This window comes from Streptomyces sp. NPDC044064, assembly GCF_056434245.1.
The window spans coordinates 103,055-128,832 of the sequence record NZ_JBWKFN010000025.1 but is presented as its reverse complement, the minus strand read 5'-3'; the positions used below and the strand labels follow the sequence as shown (position 1 = coordinate 128,832).

At 70.1% G+C, this 25,778-nt stretch carries 23 protein-coding genes and 1 pseudogene; 9 read left to right on the top strand and 15 right to left on the bottom strand.

Annotated elements, in window-relative coordinates:
* Positions 1 to 199: 199 nt before the first annotated feature.
* Complete coding sequence (gene gabT, locus AC07DS_RS33605; protein WP_468816068.1) at positions 200 to 1,534, top strand: 4-aminobutyrate--2-oxoglutarate transaminase; 1,335 nt, start codon at positions 200 to 202, stop codon at positions 1,532 to 1,534.
* Positions 1,535 to 1,923: 389 nt separating this feature from the next.
* Here the strand turns inward: gabT and AC07DS_RS33600 are convergent, their stop codons facing one another.
* Positions 1,924 to 2,136 (bottom strand): hypothetical protein, encoded by a 213-nt coding sequence (locus tag AC07DS_RS33600; protein ID WP_479151480.1) that lies wholly within the window; start codon positions 2,134 to 2,136, stop codon positions 1,924 to 1,926.
* A 69-nt stretch (positions 2,137 to 2,205) separates the two neighbouring features.
* On the opposite strand from AC07DS_RS33600, the pseudogene AC07DS_RS33595 reads away from it, so the two are divergent.
* Positions 2,206 to 2,469 (top strand): annotated as a pseudogene (locus tag AC07DS_RS33595) (phosphatase PAP2 family protein); the annotation flags it as partial.
* A 52-nt stretch (positions 2,470 to 2,521) separates the two neighbouring features.
* Here the strand turns inward: AC07DS_RS33595 and AC07DS_RS33590 are convergent.
* From AC07DS_RS33590 to AC07DS_RS33550, 9 genes are all read right to left on the bottom strand, one after another.
* Positions 2,522 to 4,345, bottom strand: a complete 1,824-nt coding sequence (locus tag AC07DS_RS33590; protein ID WP_479151455.1) for a chitinase — start codon at positions 4,343 to 4,345, stop codon at positions 2,522 to 2,524.
* Between the two features lie 87 nt (positions 4,346 to 4,432).
* Entirely contained in the window at positions 4,433 to 4,885 is a 453-nt protein-coding gene (locus AC07DS_RS33585; protein ID WP_479151453.1) for a bifunctional DNA primase/polymerase, read from the bottom strand.
* Between the two features lie 124 nt (positions 4,886 to 5,009).
* On the bottom strand, positions 5,010 to 5,927 hold the full coding sequence (locus AC07DS_RS33580; protein WP_479151451.1) for a hypothetical protein: 918 nt from the start codon (positions 5,925 to 5,927) through the stop codon (positions 5,010 to 5,012).
* A 198-nt stretch (positions 5,928 to 6,125) separates the two neighbouring features.
* Positions 6,126 to 7,556: an NAD(P)/FAD-dependent oxidoreductase gene (locus AC07DS_RS33575; RefSeq protein WP_479151450.1), complete on the bottom strand. Its 1,431-nt coding sequence runs from the start codon at positions 7,554 to 7,556 to the stop codon at positions 6,126 to 6,128.
* Positions 7,557 to 7,578: 22 nt separating this feature from the next.
* Complete coding sequence (locus AC07DS_RS33570) at positions 7,579 to 8,376, bottom strand: ABC transporter permease (RefSeq protein WP_145885504.1); 798 nt, start codon at positions 8,374 to 8,376, stop codon at positions 7,579 to 7,581.
* Positions 8,377 to 9,306, bottom strand: coding sequence for an ABC transporter permease (locus tag AC07DS_RS33565; RefSeq protein WP_479151448.1), 930 nt, complete (start codon positions 9,304 to 9,306; stop codon positions 8,377 to 8,379). It lies immediately after the preceding gene.
* A gap of 2 nt (positions 9,307 to 9,308) precedes the next feature.
* Entirely contained in the window at positions 9,309 to 10,463 is a 1,155-nt protein-coding gene (locus AC07DS_RS33560; RefSeq protein ID WP_479151446.1) for an ABC transporter ATP-binding protein, read from the bottom strand.
* A gap of 7 nt (positions 10,464 to 10,470) precedes the next feature.
* Positions 10,471 to 11,706 carry an ABC transporter substrate-binding protein gene (locus AC07DS_RS33555; RefSeq protein ID WP_479151444.1) on the bottom strand — a complete coding sequence of 412 codons (1,236 nt, stop codon included), beginning with the start codon at positions 11,704 to 11,706 and terminating at the stop codon, positions 10,471 to 10,473.
* A 52-nt stretch (positions 11,707 to 11,758) separates the two neighbouring features.
* The gene (locus AC07DS_RS33550) at positions 11,759 to 13,294 is read right to left on the bottom strand and encodes a gamma-aminobutyraldehyde dehydrogenase (protein WP_479151442.1); all 1,536 of its coding nucleotides are present in this window, start codon (positions 13,292 to 13,294) and stop codon (positions 11,759 to 11,761) included.
* Between the two features lie 209 nt (positions 13,295 to 13,503).
* Between AC07DS_RS33550 and AC07DS_RS33545 the strand changes: the two genes are divergently transcribed.
* A complete protein-coding gene (locus AC07DS_RS33545) occupies positions 13,504 to 14,061 on the top strand; it encodes an NADAR family protein (RefSeq protein WP_479151441.1) in 558 nt (185 codons plus the stop codon).
* Positions 14,062 to 14,119: 58 nt separating this feature from the next.
* On the opposite strand, the gene AC07DS_RS33540 is transcribed toward AC07DS_RS33545, so the two are convergent.
* On the bottom strand, positions 14,120 to 14,551 hold the full coding sequence (locus tag AC07DS_RS33540; RefSeq protein ID WP_479151439.1) for a DUF4190 domain-containing protein: 432 nt from the start codon (positions 14,549 to 14,551) through the stop codon (positions 14,120 to 14,122).
* 644 nt (positions 14,552 to 15,195) lie between these two features.
* Here AC07DS_RS33540 and AC07DS_RS33535 point away from each other — a divergent pair.
* Together AC07DS_RS33535 and AC07DS_RS33530 are read left to right on the top strand one after the other, a co-directional pair.
* Entirely contained in the window at positions 15,196 to 16,317 is a 1,122-nt protein-coding gene (locus AC07DS_RS33535) for an adenosine deaminase (RefSeq protein WP_479151437.1), read from the top strand.
* Positions 16,318 to 16,359: 42 nt separating this feature from the next.
* Positions 16,360 to 17,061: a glycerophosphodiester phosphodiesterase gene (locus AC07DS_RS33530; RefSeq protein ID WP_479151435.1), complete on the top strand. Its 702-nt coding sequence runs from the start codon at positions 16,360 to 16,362 to the stop codon at positions 17,059 to 17,061.
* A 9-nt stretch (positions 17,062 to 17,070) separates the two neighbouring features.
* Here the strand turns inward: AC07DS_RS33530 and AC07DS_RS33525 are convergent, their stop codons facing one another.
* A complete protein-coding gene (locus tag AC07DS_RS33525) occupies positions 17,071 to 18,654 on the bottom strand; it encodes a fibronectin type III domain-containing protein (protein WP_479151434.1) in 1,584 nt (527 codons plus the stop codon).
* 387 nt (positions 18,655 to 19,041) lie between these two features.
* Between AC07DS_RS33525 and AC07DS_RS33520 the strand changes: the two genes are divergently transcribed.
* Complete coding sequence (locus AC07DS_RS33520) at positions 19,042 to 19,560, top strand: hypothetical protein (RefSeq protein ID WP_479151432.1); 519 nt, start codon at positions 19,042 to 19,044, stop codon at positions 19,558 to 19,560.
* A 290-nt stretch (positions 19,561 to 19,850) separates the two neighbouring features.
* Positions 19,851 to 21,065 (top strand): serine hydrolase domain-containing protein, encoded by a 1,215-nt coding sequence (locus tag AC07DS_RS33515; protein ID WP_479151431.1) that lies wholly within the window; start codon positions 19,851 to 19,853, stop codon positions 21,063 to 21,065.
* Here the strand turns inward: AC07DS_RS33515 and AC07DS_RS33510 are convergent.
* Entirely contained in the window at positions 21,025 to 21,534 is a 510-nt protein-coding gene (locus tag AC07DS_RS33510) for a hypothetical protein (protein WP_479151429.1), read from the bottom strand. The genes AC07DS_RS33515 and AC07DS_RS33510 overlap by 41 nt on opposite strands.
* A 343-nt stretch (positions 21,535 to 21,877) precedes the next feature.
* Between AC07DS_RS33510 and AC07DS_RS33505 the strand changes: the two genes are divergently transcribed.
* A complete protein-coding gene (locus tag AC07DS_RS33505; RefSeq protein ID WP_479151427.1) occupies positions 21,878 to 22,339 on the top strand; it encodes a Crp/Fnr family transcriptional regulator in 462 nt (153 codons plus the stop codon).
* A 30-nt stretch (positions 22,340 to 22,369) separates the two neighbouring features.
* Here the strand turns inward: AC07DS_RS33505 and AC07DS_RS33500 are convergent, their stop codons facing one another.
* Together AC07DS_RS33500 and AC07DS_RS33495 are read right to left on the bottom strand one after the other, a co-directional pair.
* On the bottom strand, positions 22,370 to 23,044 hold the full coding sequence (locus tag AC07DS_RS33500; RefSeq protein WP_479151425.1) for a CBS domain-containing protein: 675 nt from the start codon (positions 23,042 to 23,044) through the stop codon (positions 22,370 to 22,372).
* A 125-nt stretch (positions 23,045 to 23,169) separates the two neighbouring features.
* Positions 23,170 to 24,888, bottom strand: coding sequence for a sensor histidine kinase (locus tag AC07DS_RS33495; RefSeq protein ID WP_479151423.1), 1,719 nt, complete (start codon positions 24,886 to 24,888; stop codon positions 23,170 to 23,172).
* 288 nt (positions 24,889 to 25,176) lie between these two features.
* Here AC07DS_RS33495 and AC07DS_RS33490 point away from each other — a divergent pair, with 288 nt between their 5' ends.
* Positions 25,177 to 25,635 carry a pyridoxamine 5'-phosphate oxidase family protein gene (locus AC07DS_RS33490; RefSeq protein WP_479151421.1) on the top strand — a complete coding sequence of 153 codons (459 nt, stop codon included), beginning with the start codon at positions 25,177 to 25,179 and terminating at the stop codon, positions 25,633 to 25,635.
* The last annotated feature ends 143 nt before the right edge of the window (positions 25,636 to 25,778 follow it).

Here is a 25,778-nt window from a genome sequence, read left to right as displayed (position 1 = left end):
AGGACGCAACCGGCCGGGCGCGCCCCTCCCCAGTGCTATGTCCACGACGGACAACCAATCTTCCAGACAACGCCCACATGGAGCATGCCCACCCTCCACTTCCGGCCCTAGCCTGCGAAGAAAGAGACAAGCGTCAGTAAAACGCACCGTCCGGTACCGCCCGGGAACACCCGGTACGCAAGATCATCAGGGAGCCCTCATGACCGCACTTCCGCAGGAGCGCCGCGTCGTCACCGCCATCCCCGGCCCGAAGTCGCAGGAGCTGCAGGCCCGCCGCCTCGCCGCGGTCGCGCAGGGCGTGGGCTCCGTGCTGCCCGTGTTCACGACGCGCGTGGACGGCGGCATCATCGAGGACGTCGACGGCAACCGTCTGATCGACTTCGGTTCCGGCATCGCCGTGACCTCGGTCGGCGGCTCCGCCGAGGCCGTCGTACGCCGCGCGAGCGCCCAGCTGGCCGACTTCACCCACACCTGTTTCATGGTCACGCCGTACGAGGGCTACGTGGCCGTCGCCGAGGCGCTGGCCGAGCTCACGCCGGGTGACCACGCCAAGAAGTCCGCGCTGTTCAACTCGGGCGCCGAGGCCGTCGAGAACGCCGTCAAGATCGCCCGCGCGTACACCAAGCGCCAGGCCGTCGTCGTCTTCGACCACGGCTACCACGGCCGTACCAACCTGACGATGGCGCTGACGGCCAAGAACATGCCGTACAAGCACGGCTTCGGCCCGTTCGCGCCCGAGGTCTACCGCGTCCCCGTCGCGTACGGCTACCGCTGGCTGACCGGCCCGGAGAACTGTGGCCCGGAGGCCGCGAAGCAGGCCATCGACCAGATCACCAAGCAGATCGGCGCCGACAACGTGGCCGCGATCATCATCGAGCCCGTGCTCGGTGAGGGCGGCTTCATCGAGCCGGCCAAGGGCTTCCTGCCCGCGATCAGCGAGTTCGCCAAGGACAACGGCATCGTCTTCGTCGCGGACGAGATCCAGTCCGGCTTCTGCCGCACCGGCCAGTGGTTCGCCTGCGAGGACGAGGGCATCGTCCCCGACCTGATCACCACGGCCAAGGGCATCGCCGGCGGTCTGCCGCTGGCCGCCGTCACGGGCCGCGCCGAGATCATGGACGCCGCGCACGCGGGCGGCCTCGGCGGCACCTACGGCGGCAACCCGGTGGCCTGCGCCGGTGCGCTCGGCGCCATCGAGACGATGAAGGAGCTGGACCTCAACGCCAAGGCGAAGAACATCGAGGCGATCATGAAGGCGCGCCTCACCGCCATGGCCGAGAAGTTCGACATCATCGGCGACATCCGTGGCCGTGGCGGCATGATCGCCATCGAGCTGGTCAAGGACCGCGCCACCAAGGAGCCGAACGCGGAGGCCACCGCCGCCCTCGCCAAGGCCTGCCACCAGGAGGGCCTGCTCGTCCTGACCTGTGGCACCTACGGCAACGTGCTGCGTTTCCTGCCCCCGCTGGTGATCGGCGAGGACCTCCTGAACGAGGGTCTCGACATCATCGAGCAGGCGTTCGCACGCATCTGAGCGGCTGTTTCGCTCCTCTGAAGGCCGGCCTGCGGCAGGCCGTGTGAAGAAGGTGTGCGAGGTGGATGGCGGGACGCGATTCCGTCTGCCCAAGCGCCCCGGGCTGCCGTAGGTTCTACCCAGATGAGAGATACACCCCGCCCACAGGGGACTGTGGGTGATTTCAGGCCGGGGCCTCCCCAGCTTCGACCTGGTCGTGCCCTCGCGCACACAACCGGGGCCTGACGGCTCCGGGATCTCCTCACCGATCGGACGGTCGCCGCCCCAAACCCCCCGGGGCGCGCGACGTCCCGATCCGGACGGCCGCCTCGGAACCACCCCCCCTGTTCCGGGGCGGCCGACCTCCTTCCTCCCCCGCCGGGTCTGAGAAGCTGGGCCGCGTGCCGATGTCACCGGATCCGCGCCCGAAGTACGCGCTCCTGGTCCTGCCCACGCTCCTGCTCGCCCTGATCACCTGGCAGGTCGTCACCCACGGACCGCTCCTGCGCCTCGACGCGCGGTTGAGCCGGCAACTCGTCCGTCCTGACCGGTTCTCCGAACTCCTCTCCGACCTCGGCAACGTCCAGGTCGCCGTCCCGGTGCTCGTCCTCGCCCTCGTGCACTCCGCCTGGCGCGGCCGCGCGGCAGGCACGGACGGCTGGTGGGTGCCGCCCGCCGCGGCAGCCGTACTGATGGCACTGGTCCCGGCGTTCGTCGTCCCGCTGAAGGACTGGACCGCCCGGCCGGGGACCCCGCTGATGCCCCCGGGGGTCGGCTACTTCCCCTCCGGTCATACGGCGACCGCGGCGATCGCGTACGGTTCCGCGACCCTGCTCGTGTTCCCCTGGCTGCGCTCGCCCGCCGCCCGCAGGGCGCTCGTCGGCGTCTGCGCCGCCCTCGTGCTCGGCGTCTCCTACGGCCTGGTCCGCCGGGGCTGGCACTGGCCGCTGGACGTGGTGGCCAGCTGGTGCCTGGGCACGGTGCTGCTGACCACCCTGTCCCTGGTGGTCAGCCGAAGTAGCCGTCGAAGTTCTTCTGGAACTCCCAGTTGGAGTAGCGGTCCCAGTTCACCGACCACGTCATCAGACCCCGAAGAGCGGGCCAGGTCCCGTGGGTCGGATACGAGCCGCAGTTCGTCTTCTTCGTCAGGCAGTCCAGGGTCTTGGTGACCTCGGACGGGGCCACGTACCCGTTGCCCGCGTTCGTCGACGCCGGCATGCCGATCGCCACCTGGTCCGGGCGCAGCGGCGGGAAGACGTTGTTCGCGTCGCCCGCGACCGGGAAGCCGGTGAGCAGCATGTCGGTCATGGCGATGTGGAAGTCGGCGCCGCCCATGGAGTGGTACTGGTTGTCGAGGCCCATGATCGGGCCCGAGTTGTAGTCCTGGACGTGCAGCAGGGTGAGGTCGTCGCGCAGGGCGTGGATGACCGGGAGGTACGCCCCGCAGCGCGGGTCCTGGCCGCCCCACTTGCCGGTGCCGTAGTACTGGTAGCCCATCTGGACGAAGAAGGTCTCCGGGGCCATCGTCAGCACGAACTTCGAGCCGTACCTGGCCTTCAGGGTCTTCAGGGCCGAGATGAGGTTGACGATCACGGGCGTGGTCGGGTTCCTGAAGTCCGTGTCGTTCGCGTTCAGGGACAGCGAGTGGCCCTCGAAGTCGATGTCCAGGCCGTCGAGGCCGTAGGTGTCGATGATGTTCGAGACCGAGGAGACGAAGGCGTCGCGGGCCGCCGTGGTCGTCAGCTGGACCTGGCCGTTCTGACCGCCGATGGAGATCAGCACCTTCTTGCCGGCCGCCTGCTTGGCCTTGATCGCCGCCTTGAAGTCGGCGTCGCTCTCGACGTTCGGGCACTCGGTGACCGGGCAGCGGTTGAAACGGATGTCACCGGAGGTGGCCGAGGTGGGCTCGCCGAAGGCCAGGTCGATGACGTCCCAGCTGTCGGGTACGTCGGCCATGCGGGTGTAGCCGGAGCCGTTGGCGAAACTGGCGTGCAGGTAGCCGACCAGGGCGTGGGCGGGCAGGTCGGTCGAGCCGCCGCCGGTGCCTGCCGTGGTCGTCGCGGTCACCGCGGCCGACCTGGCGGACTCGCCGGCGTCGTTGCTCGCGGCGACCTGGAAGCTGTACGCCGTCGAGGGCGCGAGCCCCGAGACGGTGGCCGAAGTGCCGCTCAGCGTCTGGACCTTGACCCCGTCCCGGTAGACCGCGTAACTCGTGGCGCCGGTCGCCGCCGACCAGGACAGGGCGATGGAGGAGGAGGTGACCGTGCCGGTTCTGAGGCCGGCCGGCGCGGCGGGCGGCTGTCCGGTGCTCCCGCCCGGGCCGACCAGGGAGATGTCGTCGGCGTAGTAGGCACCGGTGCCGTACCAGCCGTGTGTGTAGAGGGTGACCTTCGTCGTGGCGGCGCCGGTGGTGAAGGTGGTCGTCAGCTTCTGCCAGTCGGGGGCGGACTGGGTCCAGGTGGAGACATCGGTGGTGCCGGTGCCGTTCGCGCCGAGGTAGACGTAGGAGCCGCGGACGTAACCGGACAGCGTGTACTGGGAGTTGGGCTGGACGGTCACGGTCTGCGCGCACTGGGCGTTGTCGCTGCCGGCCGGGGTCGCCTGCAACGCGGAACTCCCGCTGTGCACCGGCGAGTTGATCGCCGCTCCGGCCGTGCAGGTCCAGCCGTCGAGGCCGGATTCGAAGCCGCCGTTCCTCGCGAGGTCCGCGTCGGCCGCACGGGCGGCCGACGAGAGCACGGTGATCCCTGGTACGGCCAGCAGCGCGGCCGTGAGCAGGGCGAGGACGGATCTGGGGTGTCTGGGTCGTCCGGTGCGTCGGGCGCGGTCCACAGGGGCCTCCGGCGAAGGGGGAGTTGGAGGGGGTGGAGCGCACTCAACTTGGTCCAGACCAATCGTCTTGTCAAGGTGTCCGGGGCGTCACCTCTCCTTCTCCCCGGCCAGTCCGGCCGCCGCCTCGTGCATCACCAGTTCCAGCAGCGCCGGGTCGGTCAGCAGGCCGGAGCCGTCCGGCGGCACCAGCCAGCGCACACCCCGCGACTCCCGGCCCGGGTACGGCACGACGATCCAGGTGCCGGCTCCGGCGGTACGGATGCCGGTACCCAGCCAGCGGGCCGCGGTGCCCGGCGGCACGAAGAAGCCGACCCGGTTGCCGTCGAAGTCGACCAGAACCGGCCCGGGCCGATCGAGCACCCGGGTGAGCACATCGAGCGTGGGACAGCCGAGTTCACCCGGCAGGATCAGCACGTCCCAGGCCTTGCCCGCGGGCAGCAGCGCGATCCCGAGAGGATTGCGCTCCCATTCCCAGCGGCAGGCCTCGGGGTCCGGTGCGACGGACACCAGCCACTCGACCGCCGTCTTCACCCCTGTCATGAAAGGGCCTCCCTCTTTCTCGCGGACGCGTTCGCGTCACGAGAGAGAGGGAGGCCTTGCGGCGGTCATTACGCGGATTCCGGCTCCACTTTGGAGTGACTCGGGTCACATTCCCCGCGGGGCGTCACCCACCGGCCGGGGCGACGTCACCGGCACCGGGGTCCTGCTGCGGCTGGTCCTGCGGGGCCTGGTCCTGCTGCGCCTGACCCTCCTCCCCCTGCCCCGGCTGCTGATCCTGCTGCGGTTGCTCGTCCGGCGCCTGGTCCTGCTTCGCCTGGTCCTGCTCGGCCTGACCGGGCTGCTGATCCTGCTGCGGTTGCTCGTCCGGCGCCTGGTCCTGCTTCGCCTGGTCCTGCTCGGCCTGACCGGGCTGCTGATCCTGCTGCGGCTGGTCATCCGGCGCCTGATCCTGCTTCGCCTGGTCCTGCTCGGCCTGACCGGGCTGCTGATCCTGCTGCGGCTGGTCATCCGGCGCCTGATCCTTCGGCGGTTCCTGCTGCGCCGGGTCGGGCTTGTCGGTGTCCTGCTTCTGGTCCTTCGCCTCGTCCTTCGTCTCGCCCTTCCGCTCGTCCGTCCGCTCGTCCTTGTTGTGCGACTCGGCCTTGTCCCAGTCCGACTTGGCGGGCTCCTTCTTCCAGTGGTCCTGGTCGTGCACGTCCCAGTGGTGGTCGTGGTGGTGGTGCCAGAAGTAGTGGAAGTTGTCGTAGGAGTCCCAGAAGTAGTACCGGTGATGCTCGACCAGCACGAAGAAGCAGTTGTGGTGGTCGTCCCAGTAGTACTTGTAGTTGTCGACCCAGCAGTAGAACTTGTGGTGCTTCTTCCAGTGGGACTTGTGGTGCTTGTCCCAGCAATAGATCTTGTGCCCGCCGTGCTCCTGCACGCCCTTGCTCCCCGTCGGCGCCTGCGGCATCGGGGCCGCCGTGGCCGTCGCGACGGGCAGGACGGCACCTCCGGCGACGGCCGCGGCCGAGGCGATCGCCGCCGCGAGGCCCATACGGCGCCTGGAACGGAAATCGTCGTTCTTGCGGGTGACGCGAGTCATGATTCTCTCCTGCTCCTGCTGGAAGGGGTTCGGCGCTTTCGCGGCGCACTTCCAGTAGGGCGGAACCGCCCGACGGGGTCATGCTCCGAAGATTCGGGACTTGACCGTGGAGCAAATCGGGCGTAAAAGGCGGAGCAGCAGTAAAGGCCCAGGTCGGTGACCTGGGCCTTTACTCATGAAAGGAGCGTCGGAAAGGGCTCAGCTGTCGAAGCCCAGGCCCAGCCGGTCCATCGCCCGCAGCCACAGGTTGCGGCGGCCGCCGTGCGCGTCCGCGCGGGCCAGCGACCACTTCGTCAGGGCGATACCGGTCCAGGCGAAGGGCTCCGGCGGGAACGGCAGCGGCTTCCTGCGGACCATCTCCAGCTCGGTCCGCTCGGTGCGCTCCCCGTCCAGCAGGTCCAGCATCACGTCGGCGCCGAAGCGGGTGGCGCCGACACCGAGGCCGGTGTAGCCCGCCGCGTACGCCACCTTCCCCTGGTGGGCCGTGCCGAAGAACGCCGAGAAGCGGGAGCAGGTGTCGATCGCGCCGCCCCAGGCGTGGGTGAAGCGGACGCCCTCCAGCTGCGGGAAGCAGGAGAAGAAGTGCCCCGCGAGCTTGGCGTACGTCTCCGGGCGGTCGTCGTACTCGGCGCGCACCCGGCCACCGTAGTGGTGGATCGCGTCGTAGCCGCCCCACAGGATCCGGTTGTCGGCGGACAGCCGGAAGTAGTGGAACTGGTTCGCCGAGTCCCCGAGGCCCTGGCGGTTCTTCCAGCCGATCGAGGCCAGCTGGTCCGCGCTCAGCGGCTCGGTCATCAGCGCGTAGTCGTAGACCGGGACGGTGTACGAGCGCACGCGCCGCAGCAGGCTCGGGAAGATGTTCGTGCCGAGCGCGACCCTGCGGGCCCGGACGGCGCCGTACGGCGTGCGTACGGCCATACCGGCGCCGTACGGCTTCAGGGAGAGGGCGGGCGTGTGCTCGTACACGCGCACCCCGAGCCTGACGCACGCCTCCTTCAGGCCCCAGGCCAGCTTGGCCGGGTGCAGCATCGCCACGCCCCGGCGGTCCCACAGGCCGGCCTCGAAGGTGGGCGAGTTCACCTGCTCGCGCACGGCGTCCGTGTCGAGGAACTCGATGCCGTCGGCGAGGCCCTTCTCCTCCAGCTGCCGGTGCCAGTCGCGCAGCTCCCAGGCCTGGTAGGTCTCGGTTGCCACGTCGATCTCACCGGTGCGCTCGAAGTCGCAGTCGATGCCGTGCCGGGCGACCGCCGCCTCGATCTCGTCGAGGTTGCGCCGGCCCAGCTCCTCCAGCCGGCCGATCTCGTCCGGCCAGCGGGCAAGGCCGTTGGGCAGGCCGTGCGTGAGGGAGGCGGCACAGAAGCCGCCGTTGCGGCCGGAGGCGGCCCAGCCCACCTCGCGGCCTTCCAGCAGCACCACTTCACGCTGCGGGTCGCGCTCCTTGGCGTTGAGCGCGGTCCACAGTCCGCTGTAGCCGCCGCCGACGACCAGCAGGTCGCAGTTCTCGGTGCCGGTGAGGGCGGGCTCGGCATGTGGCTTGCCGGGGTCTTCCAGCCAGTACGGGACCGGCTGGGCTTCGGAAAGAGAGGCGATCCAGTTGTCTTTACCACGACTCATGGCGCTTGGGGCCATGATTTCAACTCCCTACAGAGCGTTACGCCTTTTGCTTACGGCGGTTGGTGATGAGCATCGAGACCAGGACGAACAGCACGGCGACCAGGAACATGGCCGTACCGATGACGTTGATCTGAACGGGGGTTCCGCGCTGCGCCGAACCCCACACGAACATGGGGAAGGTGACGGTCGAGCCCGCGTTGAAATTGGTGATGATGAAATCGTCGAAGGAGAGCGCGAAGGACAGCAGCGCGCCCGCGGCGATTCCGGGTGCCGCGATCGGCAGCGTGACCCGCAGGAAGGTCTGCGCCGGGCCGGCGTACAGGTCCCGGGCGGCCTCCTCGAGACGCGGGTCCATCGACATGACGCGTGCCTTGACCGCGGTGACGACGAAGCTGAGGCAGAACATGATGTGCGCGATCAGGATCGTCATGAAGCCGAGCTGGGCGCCCATGTTGAGGAACAGGGTGAGCAGCGAGGCCGCCATGACGACCTCGGGCATCGCCATCGGCAGGAAGATCAGCGAGTTGACGGCGCCGCGGGCGCGGAAGCGGTAGCGGACCAGCGCGAAGGCGATCATCGTGCCGAGGACCGAGGCGCCGATGGTCGCCCAGACGGCGATCTGGAGGCTGATGGACAGCGAGCCGCACATGTCGGCGACGCCGCACGGGTCCTTCCAGGCGTCCGTGGAGAACTGCTGCCACTGGTAGTTGAAGCGCCCCTTCGGCTTATTGAAGGAGAACACCGTCACGATGATGTTCGGCAGCAGCAGATAGGAGAGCGTCAGCAGTCCCGCGATGACGACGAGATGGCGCTTGAGCCAGGTGACGAAGGGCATTTAGACCAGATCCTCCGTCCCGGACCGGCGGATGTAGACCGTGACCATGAGCAGGATCGCGGCCATGAGGATGAAGGACAGGGCGGCCGCCGTCGGATAGTCCAGGATGCGCAGGAACTGCGTCTGGATGACGTTGCCGATCATGCGGGTGTCGGTCGAGCCGAGGAGTTCGGCGTTGACGTAGTCACCGGCCGCCGGGATGAAGGTCAGCAGCGTGCCGGAGACCACGCCCGGCATCGACAGCGGGAAGGTCACCTTGCGGAAGGTGGTCCACGGCTTGGCGTACAGGTCGCCGGCCGCCTCGTGCAGCCGCCCGTCGATCCGCTCCAGCGAGGTGTAGAGCGGAAGGATCATGAACGGCAGGAAGTTGTACGTCAGACCGCACACCACCGCGAGTGGTGTGGCGAGGACGCGGTCGCCGGCCGTCCAGCCGAGGAAGTTGGTGAGGTCCAGGATGTGCAGCGAGTTCAGGGTGTGCACGACCGGGCCGTTGTCCGCGAGGATCGTCTTCCAGGCCAGGGTCCGGATCAGGAAGCTGGTGAAGAACGGCGCGATCACCAGGATCATGATCAGGTTGCGCCAGCGGCCCGCGCGGAAGGCGATCAGATACGCCAGCGGGTAGCCGAGCAGCAGGCACAGCACGGTCGCCGCGGCCGCGTAGGACACGGACCGCAGGAACTGCGGCCAGTACTCGGCCAGGGCGTCCCAGTAGGTCGCGACGTGCCAGGTGACCTTGTAGCCCTCCTCCAGGGAGCCCGTCTGCACGGACGTGGAGGCCTGGTAGATCATCGGCAGCGCGAAGAAGACGACCAGCCACAGGATGCCGGGGAGCAGCAGCCAGTACGGCGTGAACCGGCCGCGCTTGCGCGGGGCCCGCTTCGCCGTCTCGGCGGGAGCGAGAGGCGGGGGTGCCTCGGTGAGCGTCGACATGTCTACGCGGCCTCTTCCTCGACGGACTCCACGCCGGCGTCGATGTCCTGGGCCGCGTCGAGGCCGAAGGTGTGGGCCGGGCTCCAGTGCAGGACGACGTCGGCACCGGGCAGGAGCCGTCCGTCGCGCTCGACGTTCTGGACGTAGACCGCGAACTCGTCGCAGACCGGGGTGTCGATCACGTACTGCGTGGAGACGCCGATGAAGCTGGCGTCGGCGATCTTGCCGGTGATGCGGTTGCGGCCCTCGGGGATGGAACCGGCGTCGTCGGCGTGGGTGAGGGAGATCTTCTCGGGCCGGACTCCCACCAGCACCTTGCCGCCGGCCGTGGTCGGCGCCGAACATCGCGCCTCGGGCAGCACCAGCTTCCCGCCACCGGCCTTGAGGACGATGTCGTCCCCGCTCTTCGTGTCGACCTCGGCCTCGATCAGGTTGGAGGTGCCGAGGAAGTTGGCGACGAAGGTGGTCTGGGGGTTCTCGTAGAGATCGGCCGGCGAGCCGAGCTGCTCGACACGCCCCGCGTTCATCACGGCGACCGTGTCGGCCATGGTCATGGCCTCCTCCTGGTCGTGCGTGACGTGGACGAAGGTGATGCCGACCTCGGTCTGGATGCGCTTGAGCTCCAGCTGCATCTGGCGGCGCAGCTTGAGGTCGAGGGCGCCGAGCGGCTCGTCGAGGAGCAGCACCTTGGGGTGGTTGATGAGCGCCCGGGCGACCGCGACACGCTGCTGCTGGCCACCGGAGAGCTGGTGCGGCTTCTTGCGCGCCTGCTCGCCGAGCTGGACCAGCTCCAGCATCTCCTCCACCTGCTTCTTGACGCTCTTGACGCCGCGCCGGCGCAGACCGAAGGCGACGTTCTCGAAGATGTCGAGGTGCGGGAAGAGGGCGTAGGACTGGAAGACCGTGTTCACGGGCCGCTTGTACGGCGGCAGGTGGGTGACGTCCTGGTCGCCGAGGTGCACGGTGCCGCTGGTCGGCTCCTCCAGGCCCGCGATCATGCGCAGGGTGGTGGTCTTGCCGCAGCCGGAGGCACCGAGGAGGGCGAAGAAGGAGCCCTGCGGCACGGTCAGGTCCAGCGGGTGTACGGCGGTGAAGCCGTTGTCGTAGGTCTTGCCGATGCCGGTGAGGCGGACGTCGCCGCTGCTGTCTGTCGTCATGGTGTCGTCACGCCCCTGTGAGCTTCGCGAACTTCTGCTGGTAGGCCGTCTCTTCCTTCGAGCTCAGGGCGCGGAAGGCACGGGACTTGGCCTGCATGGCTTTGTCGGGAACGATCAGCGGATTGCTCGCCGCCGACTTGTCGATCTTGGCAAGGTAAGGCTTCACGTCCGCGACCGGACTGACGTAGTTGACGTAGGCGGAGAGTTCCGCGGCCGGCTGGGGCTCGTAGTAGAAGTCGATGAGCCGCTCGGCATTCGTCTTGTGGCGCGCCTTGTTCGGGATCAGCATGTTGTCGGTCGACGTCATGTAACCGCTGTCCGGGATGACGTAGGCGACGTCCGGGTTGTCGGCCTGGAGCTGCACGATGTCGCCACCCCAGGCGACACAGGCGGCCAGGTCGCCCTTGCTGAGGTCCGAGGTGTAGTCGTTGCCGGTGAACCGGCGGATCTGCCCCTTGTCGACGGCCTTCTGGAGGCGGGCGATCACCGCGTCATAGTCGTCGTCGGTGAACTTCCCCGGGTCGATCCCCATGTCGAGCATGGTCATGCCGACGGTGTCCCGCATCTCCGTCAGCAGACCGACCCGGCCCTTGAGCGCGGGGTTGTCCAGCAGATCGGAGACCGACTTCACCTCAACACCGTTGAGGGCCTTCTTGTTGAAGGCGACGACGGTCGAGATGCCCTGCCAGGGGTACGAGTAGGCGCGGCCCGGGTCCCAGTCGGGGCTGCGGAACTGGTCCGACAGGTTGGCGAAGGCGTGCGGCAGGTTGGCCGCGTCCAGTTTCTGGACGTAGCCGAGCCGGATCATGCGGGCGGCCAGCCAGTCGGTGAGGACGATCAGGTCACGGCCGGTGTCCTGGCCGGCGGCGAGCTGCGGCTGGATCTTGCCGAAGAACTCGTCGTTGTCGTTGATGTCCTCGGTGTACTTGACCGCGATGCCGGTCCGCTTGCGGAACTCGTCCAGCGTGGGGTGGGTCTTCCCGCTGTCGTCCACGTCGATGTACTCGGGCCAGTTGGAGAAGTTGACGATCTTCTCCTGGTCCGAGTGGTCGTCGGCGGAGACCCCGCCCTGGGACTTGCCGGCCGCGGGGATGCCGCAGGCGCTCAGCGCCCCGACGCCGCCCACCGCGAGCGCGCCGCCCAGGAACGACCGGCGGGCCAGGGCGGCCCGGCCGGAGCGGAGGCTGCGCCGGATGGCGGCCAATTCGACCGGGTTAGGGCGGTCGGGCTCGTACTGCCTCATGCGCTAGATGCCCTTTCGGGAAGCCGGCCGCGCCGAGCGGCCGGAGGTATGACTATCGGTCCCCGAAGATCGTGCGGTGCCAGTCCTTCCGCGCCACCGCCGTATTGTCGAACATTACGTGCTTGACCTGCGTGTACTCCTCGAACGAGTACGCCGACATGTCCTTGCCGAAGCCGGACGCCTTGTAGCCGCCGTGCGGCATCTCACTGATGATCGGAATGTGGTCGTTGATCCACACGCAGCCCGCCTCGATCTCGCGGGTGGCGCGGTTGGCCCGGTAGACGTTGCTGCTCCAGGCGGAGGCGGCGAGGCCGTACGGGGTGTCGTTGGCCAGCCGGATGCCCTCATCATCACTGTCGAACGGCAGAACGACCAATACCGGACCAAAGATCTCGGACTGGACGATCTCGCTGTCCTGAGCCGCGTCGGCGACGAGGGTGGGCCGATAGTAGGCGCCGTCCTCGAGGTCACCCTGCGGGGCCTCGCCCCCGGCCACCACGCGCGCGTAGGCGCGCGCCCGGTCCACGAAGCCGGCGACCCGGTCACGCTGGGTGTGCGAGATGAGGGGGCCGAGGTCGGTGCCGGGAGCGAACGGGTCCCCGAGCCGTACGGTCTCCATCAGCGCGGCCGTCTGCTCCACGAAGGCCTCGTAGAGCGGTCGCTGCACGTACGCGCGCGTGGCGGCCGTGCAGTCCTGCCCGGTGTTGATGAGCGAGCCCGCGACCGCGCCGTTGACGGCGGCCTCCAGGTCGGCGTCGTCGAAGACCACGAAGGGGGCCTTGCCGCCCAGCTCCAGGTGGAGGCGCTTGACGGTGGCGGTGGCGATCTCGGCGACCCGCTTGCCGACGGCGGTGGACCCGGTGAAGGAGGTCATCGCCACGTCGGGGTGCCCGACGAGGTGCTCACCGGCCTCCTTGCCGGCACCCGTGACGATGTTGATGACACCGTCCGGGATGCCCGCGTCGGTGGCGGCCTGGGCGAACATCAGCGAGGTCAGCGGGGTCAGCTCGGCGGGCTTGAGCACGATGGTGTTGCCCGCGGCGATCGCCGGAAGGATCTTCCAGGCGGCCATCTGGAGGGGGTAGTTCCAGGGCGCGATCGACCCGACGACACCGATGGGCTCGCGCCGGATGTACGACGTGTGGTCGCCCGAGTACTCACCGGCCGACTGGCCCTGCAGATGCCGGGCGGCGCCCGCGAAGAACGCGGTGTTGTCGATGGTCCCCGGTACGTCGAACTCGCGGGTCAGCTTCAGCGGCTTGCCGCACTGCAGGGACTCGGCACGGGCGAAGTCCTCGGCACGTTCGCCGAGCACGGCGGCGAAGCGGTGCAGCGCGTCCGAGCGCTCGCCCGGGGTGGTGGCGGCCCAGCCCGGGAACGCCTCGCGCGCCGCGGCCACGGCGGCGTCGACGTCGTCGGTGCCGGCCAGCTCGTAGGTGTACACCTCCGCGCCGGTGGCCGGGTCGACCACGGCGTGGGTACGGCCCGAGGTGCCCTTCGTCAGACGGCCCGCGATGAACTGCGCACCGTCCGCGAAACGCTCCTGGGCGGGGAATCGTTCCGGGGTGGCAATGCCCGGGTTGTGCATGTCGCTCTCCTCCGCCGTTCGCCCCGTCCCGGGGGGTGGGTGGCGTAGCTCCAGCTCGATTTGAGTGCCGATCCTGACAGAGCAATAGGACTCCAACAAGTGATTCCGTTGTTGCCTTTTGGTTACGCGACGGAATCTGTCGACCAGGTGTCGAGTCGGCACGGAAAACGGCGGACGGAGTGTCAGTGGTGCGTGCCACACTCGCGTGCATGGGAAAGATCGACGGGGTGGAAGCCCTGATCAGGGAAGTGAAGACAGGGGCCCGCATCAAGTACCTCCACTTCTGGGGGCACCGTCCGCGGCCGGACGGCCGGCTGGGGGCGAGCTGCCTCAGCCAGTGGTGGCCGTCACCCTTCGTGGTGGACGGTGTGCACTACGCGACGGCCGAGCACTGGATGATGGCCGGCAAGGCGCGGCTGTTCGGTGACCCGGAGGCAGAGCGCCGAGTGCTGGCCGCGGGTCATCCCGCCGGGGCCAAGAAGGCGGGACGGCTGGTGCGCGACTTCGACGACGCGATGTGGGAGCGGGAGCGCTTCCGGATCGTGGTCGAGGGCAGCGTCCACAAGTTCGGGTCGGACGAAGCCCTCCGGGCGTTCCTGCTGAACACCGGCGACCGCGTCCTGGTGGAGGCGAGCCCCGTCGACCGTATATGGGGCATCGGCCTCGCCGCGGACGACGAGGCGGCCTCGGACCCCGAGCGCTGGCAGGGACCGAACCTGCTGGGTTTCGCGCTGATGGAGGCGCGGGAGCGGCTGACCGGGGCGTGATCCTGCGGGGTCCCGGCGGGGGTGAGCGGGCCGGGGCGGCAGAGCGGTCGTCGGGCGGTCAGCTTTTGTAGACCGCGATGAAGAAGGCGAAGAGGCCCAGTACCAGGACGATGGCGGCGCCGCCGCAGATGATCCCGGCCAGGGCCACGCCCGGGTTGGTGGCCTCGCCCCGGCGGGCCTTGCCGCGGCCCAGGGCGCCGAGGATCACCGCCACGACACCCATCACCAGGGCCAGCGGCCAGGCGCAGAAACCGACCGTCGCCAGGATGCCCAGCACCAGGGACGCCGTACCCATGCCGTTGTTCGGCTGCGGCTGCAGCCCCGGCCAGCCGTAGCCGCCCGCCGCGGGGTAGGACGGGATGCCGGGTCCGCCGTAGCCGGGCTGCGGCTGCTGGGCCGGGTAGCCGTAGGGCACCTGTCCGGGGCCGTCGGGGGACATGGGCGGCGGGGGTACGGGGGCCGCCTCCTGGGGCTGGAGCGGGGATGCCATGGGCGGCCCGTACGGGCCGCCGGAGGCGGCCGGAGGGGCGTAGGGGGGCGCCGGACTGCCGGCAGCGGGCGGAGCGAAAGGGTTCGCCGGGGGTGCGAACGGGTTCGCGGCGGGTGCATACGAGTTCGTCGGCGCTGCACCGGGCGGCACGGCGGCCGGGGGTGCGAAGGGGTTCGCCGGGGCTTCGGCGGGCGGTGCGGAGGCCGCAGGGGCGTACGGGTCGGCCGGCCTGGCCCACGCCGGGGGGACCGATTCGGCAGGCGCGTCCGAGGTGGGGAGGGAGGCGATCGTCTGCTGGTCGTGGACCGACGGGTGCGGCGGCTGTGCCGGGGTTCCCGGCGCGCCGGACAAGACCGTGTCACCGGCTCCCTGCCCGCCGGCCGGAGACGTCCACGGATCCGCGCTCACGGACTGCGCCGCTCCCGGCTGTCCGTCGGCCGGCTCCGCTTCCGTGGGCCGCCCGGGCGCCTCTCGCTCCCCGCTCCCCTTGTCCAGGGAAACCCGGGGCGGCTCGGCTTCGTCCCCGGCGCCGTGCTCCCGCGGCGTCGGCTGTGGCACCTCGTCGGACATCGCTCAGGCCCCCCTGTGATCGTCGTCCCAACATGCTACGGCGCGGGTCCGGCCGCCGCGGGGCGGGGCCTACGATGATCCCGATTCATCGATCAGCCGATCACCCGCGCCCGGACGACGGACCTCGCTCCACGGGCGCCGTTCCCGGGGAGGAACCCTTGACCGACCGCGATCTGCACGCCTTCATCGCCGGACTGCCCAAGGCCGAACTGCACGTGCACCACGTCGGCTCCGCCTCCCCCCGTATCGTCTCGGAACTGGCCGCCCGCCACCCCGACTCCAAGGTCCCCACCGACCCCGAGGCGCTGGCCGACTACTTCACGTTCACGGACTTCGCGCACTTCATCGACGTGTACCTGTCCGTCGTGGACCTGATCCGCACCCCGGAGGACGTCCGGCTGCTGACCTTCGAGGTGGCCCGTGACCTGGCCCGCCAGCAGGTGCGCTACGCCGAGCTGACCATCACCCCGTTCTCCTCGACCCGGCGCGGCATCGACGAGCTTGCCTTCATGGCCGCGATCGAGGACGCGCGCAAGGCGGCCGAGGCCGAGTTCGGCACCGTGCTGCGCTGGTGCTTCGACATCCCGGGCGAGGCCGGTCTGCAGTCCGCCGAGGAGACCGCCCGCCTCGCCACCGACGACCGGATCCGCCCGGAGGGCCTGGTGTCGTTCGGGCTCGGCGGGCCCGAGATCGGTGTGCCCCGGCCGCAGTTCAAGCCGTACTTCGACCGGGCCATCGCCGCCGGCCTGCACTCCGTCCCGCACGCCGGGGAGACGACCGGCCCGGAGACGGTGTGGGACGCGCTCACCGAGCTGCGTGCCGAGCGGATCGGGCACGGCACCAGCTCGGCACAGGACCCCGAGCTGCTCGCCCACCTCGCCGAGCACCGCATCGCGCTGGAGGTCTGCCCGACCTCCAACATCGCCACCCGCGCGGTCCGCACCCTGGACGAGCACCCGATCAAGGAGTTCACCCGGGCCGGCGTGCTGGTCACGATCAACTCCGACGACCCGCCGATGTTCGGCACCGACCTCAACAACGAGTACGCGGTGGCCGCCCGCCTCCTCGACCTCGACGAGCGGGGCATCGCCGGCCTCGCCAAGAACGCCGTGGAGGCGTCCTTCCTCGACGCGGCGGGCAAGGACCGGATCGCGGCCGAGATCGACACGTACACCACCGCCTGGCTCGCCCCCTGACCCCTGCGCGGTGACCACCGCGCGATGGTCACAATGGGGGCCATGCAGACCGTGACCGCCGTGGCCCACCGCGGCGCCCCCTACCGCTTCCGTGAGAACACCCTCGACTCGCTGCGTTCCGCGCTCGGCCTGGGCGCGGACGCGGTCGAGATCGACGTACGCCTCACCCGCGACGGCGTCCCCGTGCTGCTGCACGACGAGACGCTGAAGCGGCTGTGGGAGCACGACCGGCCCCTGGGCTCGCTGTCGGCGGACGAGGTACGCGGGCTCACGGCGGCCGGGGTGCCGACGCTGGCGGAAGCACTGGCCGCGACCGGTGACAGCCGGGTGATGATGGACCTGTGCGGGCGGGTCGACCGCCGGACCGTGCGGCAGGTGATGGACGTGGTCCGGCAGAGCGGGGCGCGGGACCGCGTGTACTACTGCGCGCACGCCGAGGCCATGCTCGCCGTCCGTGCCGCCGACCCGGCCGCCGAGATCGCCCTGACCTGGACGACCCTGGCCCCGCCCCGGCCGGCACTGCTGGACGTGGTGCGCCCGCGGTGGCTCAACTACCGCTTCTCCCTGGTCGACCGGGGCCTCGCGGCCCGCGTCCACCGCGACGGATATCTGCTGTCCGTCTGGACCCCGGACACCCGCCGCTCCATGCGACGTCTCCTCGACCTGGGCGTCGACTCCATCACCACGAACCGCGTGGACACCCTGCACGCCCTGCGCGACGGCGGCCACGTACTCGAGCGCTGAGGAACAGGGCTACTGGGTGGAGAAGGGACTGATCCACCACCGTTCTCCCATCGATCGCTTCGGAGCGGTCGCGACCGCGGGCGCGGGCGCGGCGAGCGGCTTCGATCGGCGTGTGGTGTGCTTGCCGTCGGTGACGGCGATCGTGTACTGGTGGCGAGAGCCGCGGGTGACGGAGTCCGTGTACGTCATCTCCGGAAGGTTCCAGTCGACCGACCGCTTCTTCAGCGAAGCCACACGGACCCCGTCGCGATAGATCAGGTACGTCAGCTCCGCGTCGTCACGGTCCCAGGTGGCCTGCCAGGCGAGCGTGACCTTGCCGGCGCGTGAACTCTTGAGCGTGAGCTCGGGAGTTGCTTCGGGAGTGCTGTTCCCGGGGCCGGCCGAGAAGCGTGTCAGGCCCTGCTGGGCTCTGCCGTTGACCATGGTGAACTCGCCGCCCGCCCAGAGGATTCCCTTGGCCATCACCAGCGCTCTGGGGCCGATGGACTCCCCGAGTCCGTCGTCCGTGTCGGGGAACCAGTGCAGGATGCGTCTGTCCTTGACGGACTGGGCAAGGAAGTGCCGACGGCGTCCGTCGGGGAAGCCTCCCGGTGTTCGGACGCAGTTGTGGGCGTGGGATGCGCTGTAGAGCACACCGTGGTGCACGAGGACGGCCTGGGTGGCACCCTGGCAGAAGTCCTTCCACACCATCTTGCCCGCCTTGCCGCCGGCCAGGCGGCCGGCGATGCGACCGTCGAAGACGCCCGTCCCGTGCCCTTCGGCTCCGAGGTAGAAGTTGGTCTTGTCACGTGCCAGTGTCTTCACCGACACGTGCTTCGGGAGCCACCGCGAGAACGAGGTGACGGTCGCGCCGGTCGAGGGGTTCAGGGCGACCAGCTCCTGTTCCCGCGCGCCGTTGACCTGCTGGAAGTCGCCGCCGACGAGAACCTTGCCCTGATCGGGCGCGGCCAGGACGGCCCGCACCGGCTGGTCGATGTCCGCCCCGAAGGGAAGAAGGGCGCCCTTTGTGCTGAGCGCTGCGACGCTCTTCCTGGTCTGGCCGTTGACGGCCGTGAAGTCGCCACCCAGGTAGACCGTGGTGTCGGTGGTGTCAATGGCACGGACCGTCGCCGGCACCGCGGGGCGGAAGTCCTCACGCAGCGAGCAGCTGGCGGTGTTGAGCGCGACCGCGCTGGCCACTCCGGTGTTGTCGACCTTGCCGAACGATCCGCCGACGTACAGGACCTTGCCGTCGCGCGACGCCTTCAGCGCCCGTACGGTCCCTTCGGCCTCGGTGAAGGAGTGGGCGCACGGCAGCAGTTTGCCGGTGACGGCGTCGAACGCGGCGAAGTTCTTCCGGGCGACTTCCTTCTCACCGGGTTTCGCGCCCGGCGGGCGGACGCTGTCGAAGGTGCCGCCCACATACACGACACCGCGTGCGTACGCGAGCGACCAGACGATGCCGTCGGTCTGCCACGTCGCCAAAGGAGCGGCGGTCAAGGTCTTTTCGCCGGATGCCGGCGAACCATGAGCGGTCGCGGGCGGAGCGGCCGCGAGAAGGACCACGGTCGAGGCCGCGGTGACCAGCTTCGTCGTGCTTTTCCTCAGACGCATGGAACATCCCGGGGTGGAAGTGGGACACGGGTGGCCGAAAAAGGGAGAGGGTGACGAAAGTACCGCGAACTATATGGATTAGAGGCATTCCTGGTGCAGCTCCCGGGCCGGGACCGAACTCCGTATCACCCGTCGGCAGCATGCCCGGACGGCCCGCTTCACCTTTCCGGTCGTTTCATAGGACTCAAATGGCCTAGGAAAAGGAGTCGCAAAGCGTGCAGGCCACCGTGCCGTGGAAAGGTCGAGGGCGCCCCGCGGTGGACGAATGCCCATCGCTCGAAGCCCCGACAGGAAATGCCCGGGAGTTCGCGTGGGCGAGACCAGGTGCCGCCCGAGGCCTGGGACCACCAAGCACCAAAGCGACAAGGAGGAGTGCTCGTAATGCGAGTGACTACCCGTTCGAAGACACAGGTTTGGGGAGCGCGGCTCGCCTGCGCCGGCCTGACCACTGCGGTGGCTCTCGGCGTCGCCGTCAGCCCCGCGTCGGCCGCTCGGGAGCCGGGGCCGCCGAGCAACGAGGGCGTGCAGCCCGTCGAGTACGACCAGCACCCGACCTGCGAAGACATCCTGGGACCCGGCGCGTTCACGTTCGACTTCCAGCAGCAGCCCGTGAACGACGGGACCTTCACCTTCGACGCCCCGAACGACAACGGTTCGATCACCCTCGACGTTCACGGCCCCTCCACCGCTCAGCTGGTCGACTTCACGATCAACGGGCCGTACGCCGCCCGCGGGATCATCGTCGTAGGCGGGTCGAGCTCCAACTTCTACAGCTATGGCGCGCCTGACTTCCCCAACGGCATCAAGTCGGACGCCGACCTCCACGCGCCGGTCAAGAACAACCCGATCGGGTTCGACAACCCCACCCACCTCCACGTCTGCGGGATCCCCAGCAAGTACACCTGACAGAGGCACGGGCCGGCTGTACAGGACCGGCTCACAGGCGGAACGTCGTGACCACGCTCACGCACCGCCATCGCAAGTGAGATCGGGGCCCGGGAAACCGGGCCCCGCCCCCTTTCCGGACCGAATGCGGACGCCACACCTAGGGGCCATCCCGTACAACTGCCCTAATCCCTGCCCTGGTTGATGGGGGTTGTGTCAGGGACAGGGCCCCTCCCTGCAGACGATCCCGATCCTGACGCACCGGCCGAGGATGATCACGAAAGCCGACCTCATCCTCCCAAGGAGCCTCCATGCGTCTGCGCAGCCGCAGCACAGTCGTCGCCGCCTCCCTCGCCCTGGCCCTCGCCGCCGGCCCGCTGGTGGCACCGGCCTTCGCCGCGCCGGCCGCGGTGACCGCGGTGACCGCGGTGACCGCGGTGACCGCGCGAACGGCGAACACGGTCCCGGATCCCGGGGCCCTGCAGGCCGCGCTCGCCGGGCTGCCCAATGCCGACGCGACCGCCGCACTGGTCCGGGTCGGCGGCACCGACGGCACCTGGCGGGGCAGCGCGGGCGTGCACGATCTGGCGAGCGGGCGGGCGGCGGACCCGAACGCCCGGTTCCGGGCCGGTTCCACGACGAAGGTCGTGACGGCGGCGACCGTGCTGAAGCTGGCGGCCGAGGGCAGGGTCGACCTGGACACGCCCGTCCAGCACTACCTGCCCGGCCTGCTCACTCCGGCGTTCAAGCCCGTCTCCGTACGGCAGTTGCTGAACCACACCAGCGGCATCCGGGCGGGCGACGGCTGGGGAGACGACTTCGCGGACCAGTACGCCCACCGCTTCGACACGATCACCCCGGAACAGGTGGTGTCCTCGGCGGTGGCGAAGGGGCCGGAGTTCGACCCCGGTGACCGGCAGGACTACCTGAACATCAACTACACGATCCTCGGGATGCTGATCGAGAAGGTGACGGGGCACTCCTACGAGCACGAGGCGACCCGGCTGGTGCTCCGCCCGGCCGGCATGAGCCACACCGGTTTCCCCGGCTCCGACCCGGTGATCCACGGCCCGCACAACCACGGCTACCAGCTGGTGAAGAACGCCGACGGGACCACGCGGTTCGTGGACGTCACCGACTGGAACCAGGCGGACCGCTGGGCGGCGGGCGACATGATCTCCACGACCGCCGACCTGGAGCGGCTGATCACGGCACTGTTCCGGGGCCGGATCGTGCCCGGGCCACAGCTGCAGGAGATGTTCACGGTGCCGGCGAACATCCCCGGCGCCACCTACAGCGCCGGGCTGACACGGTTCGAGTACAAGGGAACGGTGTACTGGCTCAAGTCCGGTGCCCGCTACGGCTACAGCACGGCGATAGCCGCCACCCGGGACCTGAGCCGGACCCTCGTCTACTCGGTCGACTCCACGGACTCCAAGGGCGAGTCGGCGAACGCGGTCGCCCAGCGCATCGTCGCGGCCACCCTCAAGCAGCAGCCGGAGCGCTCAGCGCCTCCAGCCGCTTGATCTTCCGCCGCACGACGTACAGCGGGACGACTCCGAACACCCCGAACGACATGTCGATCAGCGACCACCAGAGGGGGATTCCCCGGATCGGTCCGCAGATCAGGGCGAGCGGGATGATCCCCGCGCAGGCGATCATCCCGAACTCCACGACCCAGATGTTGCGGACCGGGTCGCGGTACGGCCCGTAGAAGGCGACCGCGATGACGAGGTGCGCGAACGCCAGCCAGTCGGTGCCGTACAGCACGAAGGGGTACTTGGCGTCGACGGCGTCAAGCCCGTCCCGCACCCGCGAGATCCACTCCATGAGCCCCGGCAACAGCTCGGGCACGGACAGCGCCCGCAACCCGCTCTCCGTCCACCGGAGTTCATGCACCAGCGGAAAGGCGGTGGCCCCGCTGAGCACAAGACACACGACGAAGGTGACCAACCAGACGCGAATGCCCTTCAGCAGGGCGGCTCTGTCGCTCATGCCAGGAGCGTACGCCTGCATTTGAACACGTTCAAAACCACCCTCTGGGCAATTGACGATTCCGGACGTCGCGGCACTGGTGGACCGGGCGTTCCCGTGGTGTGCTGGAAGTGGCGGGAAGGACCCCTTGGAGACGCGGGGAAGCGGCTCGCGGCCGTGCACCGCGCAATCAGGATCCGCGAGAAGTGGATGGAGCCCTTCCCGCCCTTCACGGCGTCCCGCTCCCCGTCTCCCGGGGCCGCCGGGGTGGGCCGAAGGGCCCGGGCCGGGTCCGGGCGGCCCGTGGCGCGGGGCTCCGGGGTGGCAGAGGGTGGGGTCGGACGCCACGAAGGGAGCTCGTGCGATGACCTCGGCCACGACCACAATGAACGCGGCCCTCCCCGCCGAACACCGTGAACGGCTGATGCGGGTCGCCCGTGAGGTGTCCTTCGCGGCCGGGACGCGGCTGTTCGAGGAGGGCCGGCGCGCCGACCGCTTCAGGATCGTGCGGACCGGCAGCGTCGCGCTCGACCTGCGGGTGCCCGGCCGCCGTCCCGCCGTCATCGAGTCGGTCGGGCACGGCGAACCGGTCGGCTGGTCCTGGCATTTCCCGCCCTTCCTGTGGCATCTGGGCGCCGAGGCGACGAGCCCGGTGCGAGCCTGGGAGTTCGACGCCGAGACGGTCCGGGAGATGTGTGCCGCCGACTCCGGCTTCGGGCGGGCGATCGCGGTCTGGGTGGGCCGGGTGGTGGCTCGGCGCCTGCCCGCTTCCCGGGTCCGGCTGCTCGACCTCTACGCCCCGTACGGCAGTGGTGGCCCGGTGTGACTCCCGGCTCCGGGGCGCTCGCCCCGGCCTTCACCCCCTGCTGCCGCTGAAGCTGCTGTCGCTGAAGGCGGTCAGCGCACAGCGCACGTCGACCACACCCGGCACCGATCGCGCGAGCAGGGTCGCGATCGGTACGAGGACGGTGTCCTGGACCCGGCCGGTGAGCGTGACCACACCGTCGTGCACCTCGACCCGTACGGGCGCCGTCCGTGTGCCGAAGAGCCGGGTGACGACCTCACGGCCGACGTCCTCGGCTATGTCCTCGTCGTTCCGCAGGAACACCGTCAGCAGGTCGGAGCGGCTGACGATGCCCATGAGGGCGCCCGCGTCGTCGACCACCGGCAGCCGCTTGACCCTGCTGCGGGCCATGACGCGCGCGGCGTGGGCGAGGGTCGCGTCCGGCGCCACGGTCACGGCCGGGGCGGTCATCAGCTCCTGCGCCGTCACCCCGTCCGCCTTGCGCAGGTCGGCGGGGTGCCGCAGCTGTCCGTACCCGCCGGGTGCGCCCTCGCGGTACTCCTCCTTCGGCAGCAGGTCCGCCTCGGAGACCACGCCGACAACGCGTCCACCGCCGTCCAGCACCGGAAGGGCGCTCACGTGCCACTCCCGCATGGTCCGCGCGATCTCCTTGAAGGCCGCTCCCGTGCGCAGGGCGACGACCGTGCGGGTCATTACGTCGTTCACCACGGTCGGAGTGCCGTTCATGGCGTCCTCCAGGGTGCTCGGAGGCGGTCCGGGGGGACCCCCAAGGTGCCGCCGCGGGCCCGGCTGCCGCATGGGCCGGATGGCCCCACCCGGGGGCCCGATTCAGCGGGCCACGGGCCCGCCGCCTACCGGACCGGCAGCGGCACCCGCCACTCCAGTGTGGCGCCGCCGCCCCCGCTCCCGGACACGGCGAGGTGTCCGCCCAGCTGGTCCGCCCGCTCGGCCATGTTGCGCAGCCCGCTGCGGCGGCCGCCGGACGGGATGCCCACGCCGTTGTCCGCGATCGTCAGGAGCACCTCGTGGCCGTCGGTCCGCAGGACGACCTGGGCCCGGTCGGCGTGGGCGTGCCGGGCGATATTGGTGAGGGCCTCGGAGAGCACGGCCACGACATGGTCGGCAATCTCGCGCGGCACGTCGGTGTCCAGCAGCCCTTCCATACGCACGCTCGGCGCGAAGCCGAGCAGCGGGGCCGCCTCCCCCGCCGCGCGGACGACCCTGGCCCGCAGTCCGCTCCCGGCGCCGCCCTCGCGCGCCCGCAGCCCGAAGATCGTCGACCGGATGATCTTGATGGTCTCGTCGAGGTCGTCGACGGCCCGCAGAACCCGCTCGGAGGCTTCCGGGTGCTCGATGAAACGGCCCGCGCTCTGCAGTGTCATACCGGTGGCGAACAGTCGCTGGATGGCCAGGTCGTGCAGGTCACGGGCGATCCGGTCGCGGTCCTCCAGCACCGCGATCTGCTCGGCGTCCTGCCGCCGTTCGGCCAGCTCCATGGCGATCGCGGCCTGCGCGGCGAACCCCCGCAGCGTCTCGGTCTCGTTCTCCGAGAACACCGGGCGGCCGGCCTCGCGCACCAGCAGGACCACGCCCCGGGCACCGCCCTCCCCCGTGCCGATGGGGACGGCGACCGCGGGGCCGAGTCCGGTGAACCTCGGGGCTTCCCGGGAGAGCCGCGCGTCCTGGGTGATGTCGTCGGTCGCGACGGGCGCGAGGGCGGAGTACGCCAGCCCCATCAGGCTGTCGCGCAGCGGCAGCACCAGTCCCCGGTGCTCCTGCGCGTCCGCTCCGACGGCGATCTCCACGGCGAGCGACTCGGTGTCCTCCATCGGCAGCGCGACCGCCGCCAGGGCCGAGCCCGTGATCTCCCGGGCGCGCTCGGCGATCAGGTTCAGGGCCTCGGAGCGTCCGCTGCCCGACAGCAGGCTGTGCGTGATCTCCGCGTTCGCCCGCAGCCAGCGCTCCCGCAGCCGCGAGTCCTCGTACAGGCGCGCGTTGTCGATGGCCACGCCGGCCGCCACGGCCAGCGTCGACAGCACCGACTCGTCCTCCTCGTCGAACTCCGCGCCGCCCCGTTTCTCGGTCAGGTACAGGTTGCCGAACACCTGGTCGCGGACCCGGATCGGGACGCCGAGGAAGCTGTTCATCGGCGGGTGGTTCGGCGGGAAACCGTACGAGGCCGGGTGCTCGGACAGTTTCGCGAGCCGGAGCGGCTCCGGGTGCCGGATCAGTTCGCCGAGGATGCCGTGGCCCGCCGGATACGGCCCGATCTCGGCGATCTGCCGCTCGGTGACGCCCACCGTGCAGAACCGGGACAGCCGTGTGCCGTCCGGTCCGATGACGCCGAGGGCGGCGTACTCCGCGTCCACGAGCACCGCGGCCGCCTCCACGATGGAGTGCAGGGCCTGCTCCAGGTCCAGCTCCCGGCCGACGGCGAGCACCGCCTCCAGCAGGCTGTGCACCCGGTCCCGGGTGCCGCGGGCCGCGTCGATCCGGGCCTGCAGTTCCTCCAGCAGCTCGTCGAGCTTCAGCTGCGGCAGTCGTACACGGGGCCGGTCGGGGCTTGCCACCACGTTCCTCCAGGTCACCTGGGCGGGGACACCCGGACCCTCCGGGTCCCCACCACCGTATCCGCCATCGGCCGGTGCCTTCGGGCGACCTTGGCCGAAGGACCTACGGTCCCTGGACGGGGACCGATCGGCACTGGCCCGGCGGCGCCGCACGCGCGACAGTGGACACAGGAGCGGCACCGATCCCCCGCGGTGTCGCTCCGCACGCATCCCGTCCCGACGCCGTTGCCGAGGCGGAGGCGGAGGCCGATGAGAAGCGAACGACGCACCCCACGAAGAAGTCCCGCCATGATCACTGACAAGGATCCGGCGTCGCACCGGCGCGTCGATCTCGACCGTGCCGAGGCGCTGCGGCTGCTGGGCAGTGTGTCCCTGGGAAGGGTCGTCTTCACCCGTCAGGCCCTGCCCACCGTCCGCCCGGTCAACCACGTCCTGGACAACGGCGACATCGTCATCCGCACCCATGAGGGCGCGGCCCTGACCTCCCGGGCCCGGCAGGCCGAGGGCCCCGGAGTCGTCGTGGCCTACGAGGCCGACGCCATCGACCCGGACACCCACCTCGGCTGGAGCGTGGTGGTCACGGGATACGCGCAGGTGGTGACCGACGCGGACGAACTGGCCCGTATCCGGGGGCTGTTGCAGCCGTGGGCGGCCCTGCCGGGGATGGACCACGCGGTGCGGATCCACCCCGATCTGGTCACGGGCATCCTGCTGACCTCGCGGGGCAACGGGCCGGAGGGCGGCTGACCGCGCCGACCGCGCGGGAGCACGGCGGGGGGGGGGGGGGGGGGGGGGGGGGGGGGGGGGGGACCCCCCCCCCCCCCCCCCCCCCCCCCCGTCCGCGTGCTCGTCACCGGTCACGGCTGGCGGCGCGGATCCCGGTGGATCAG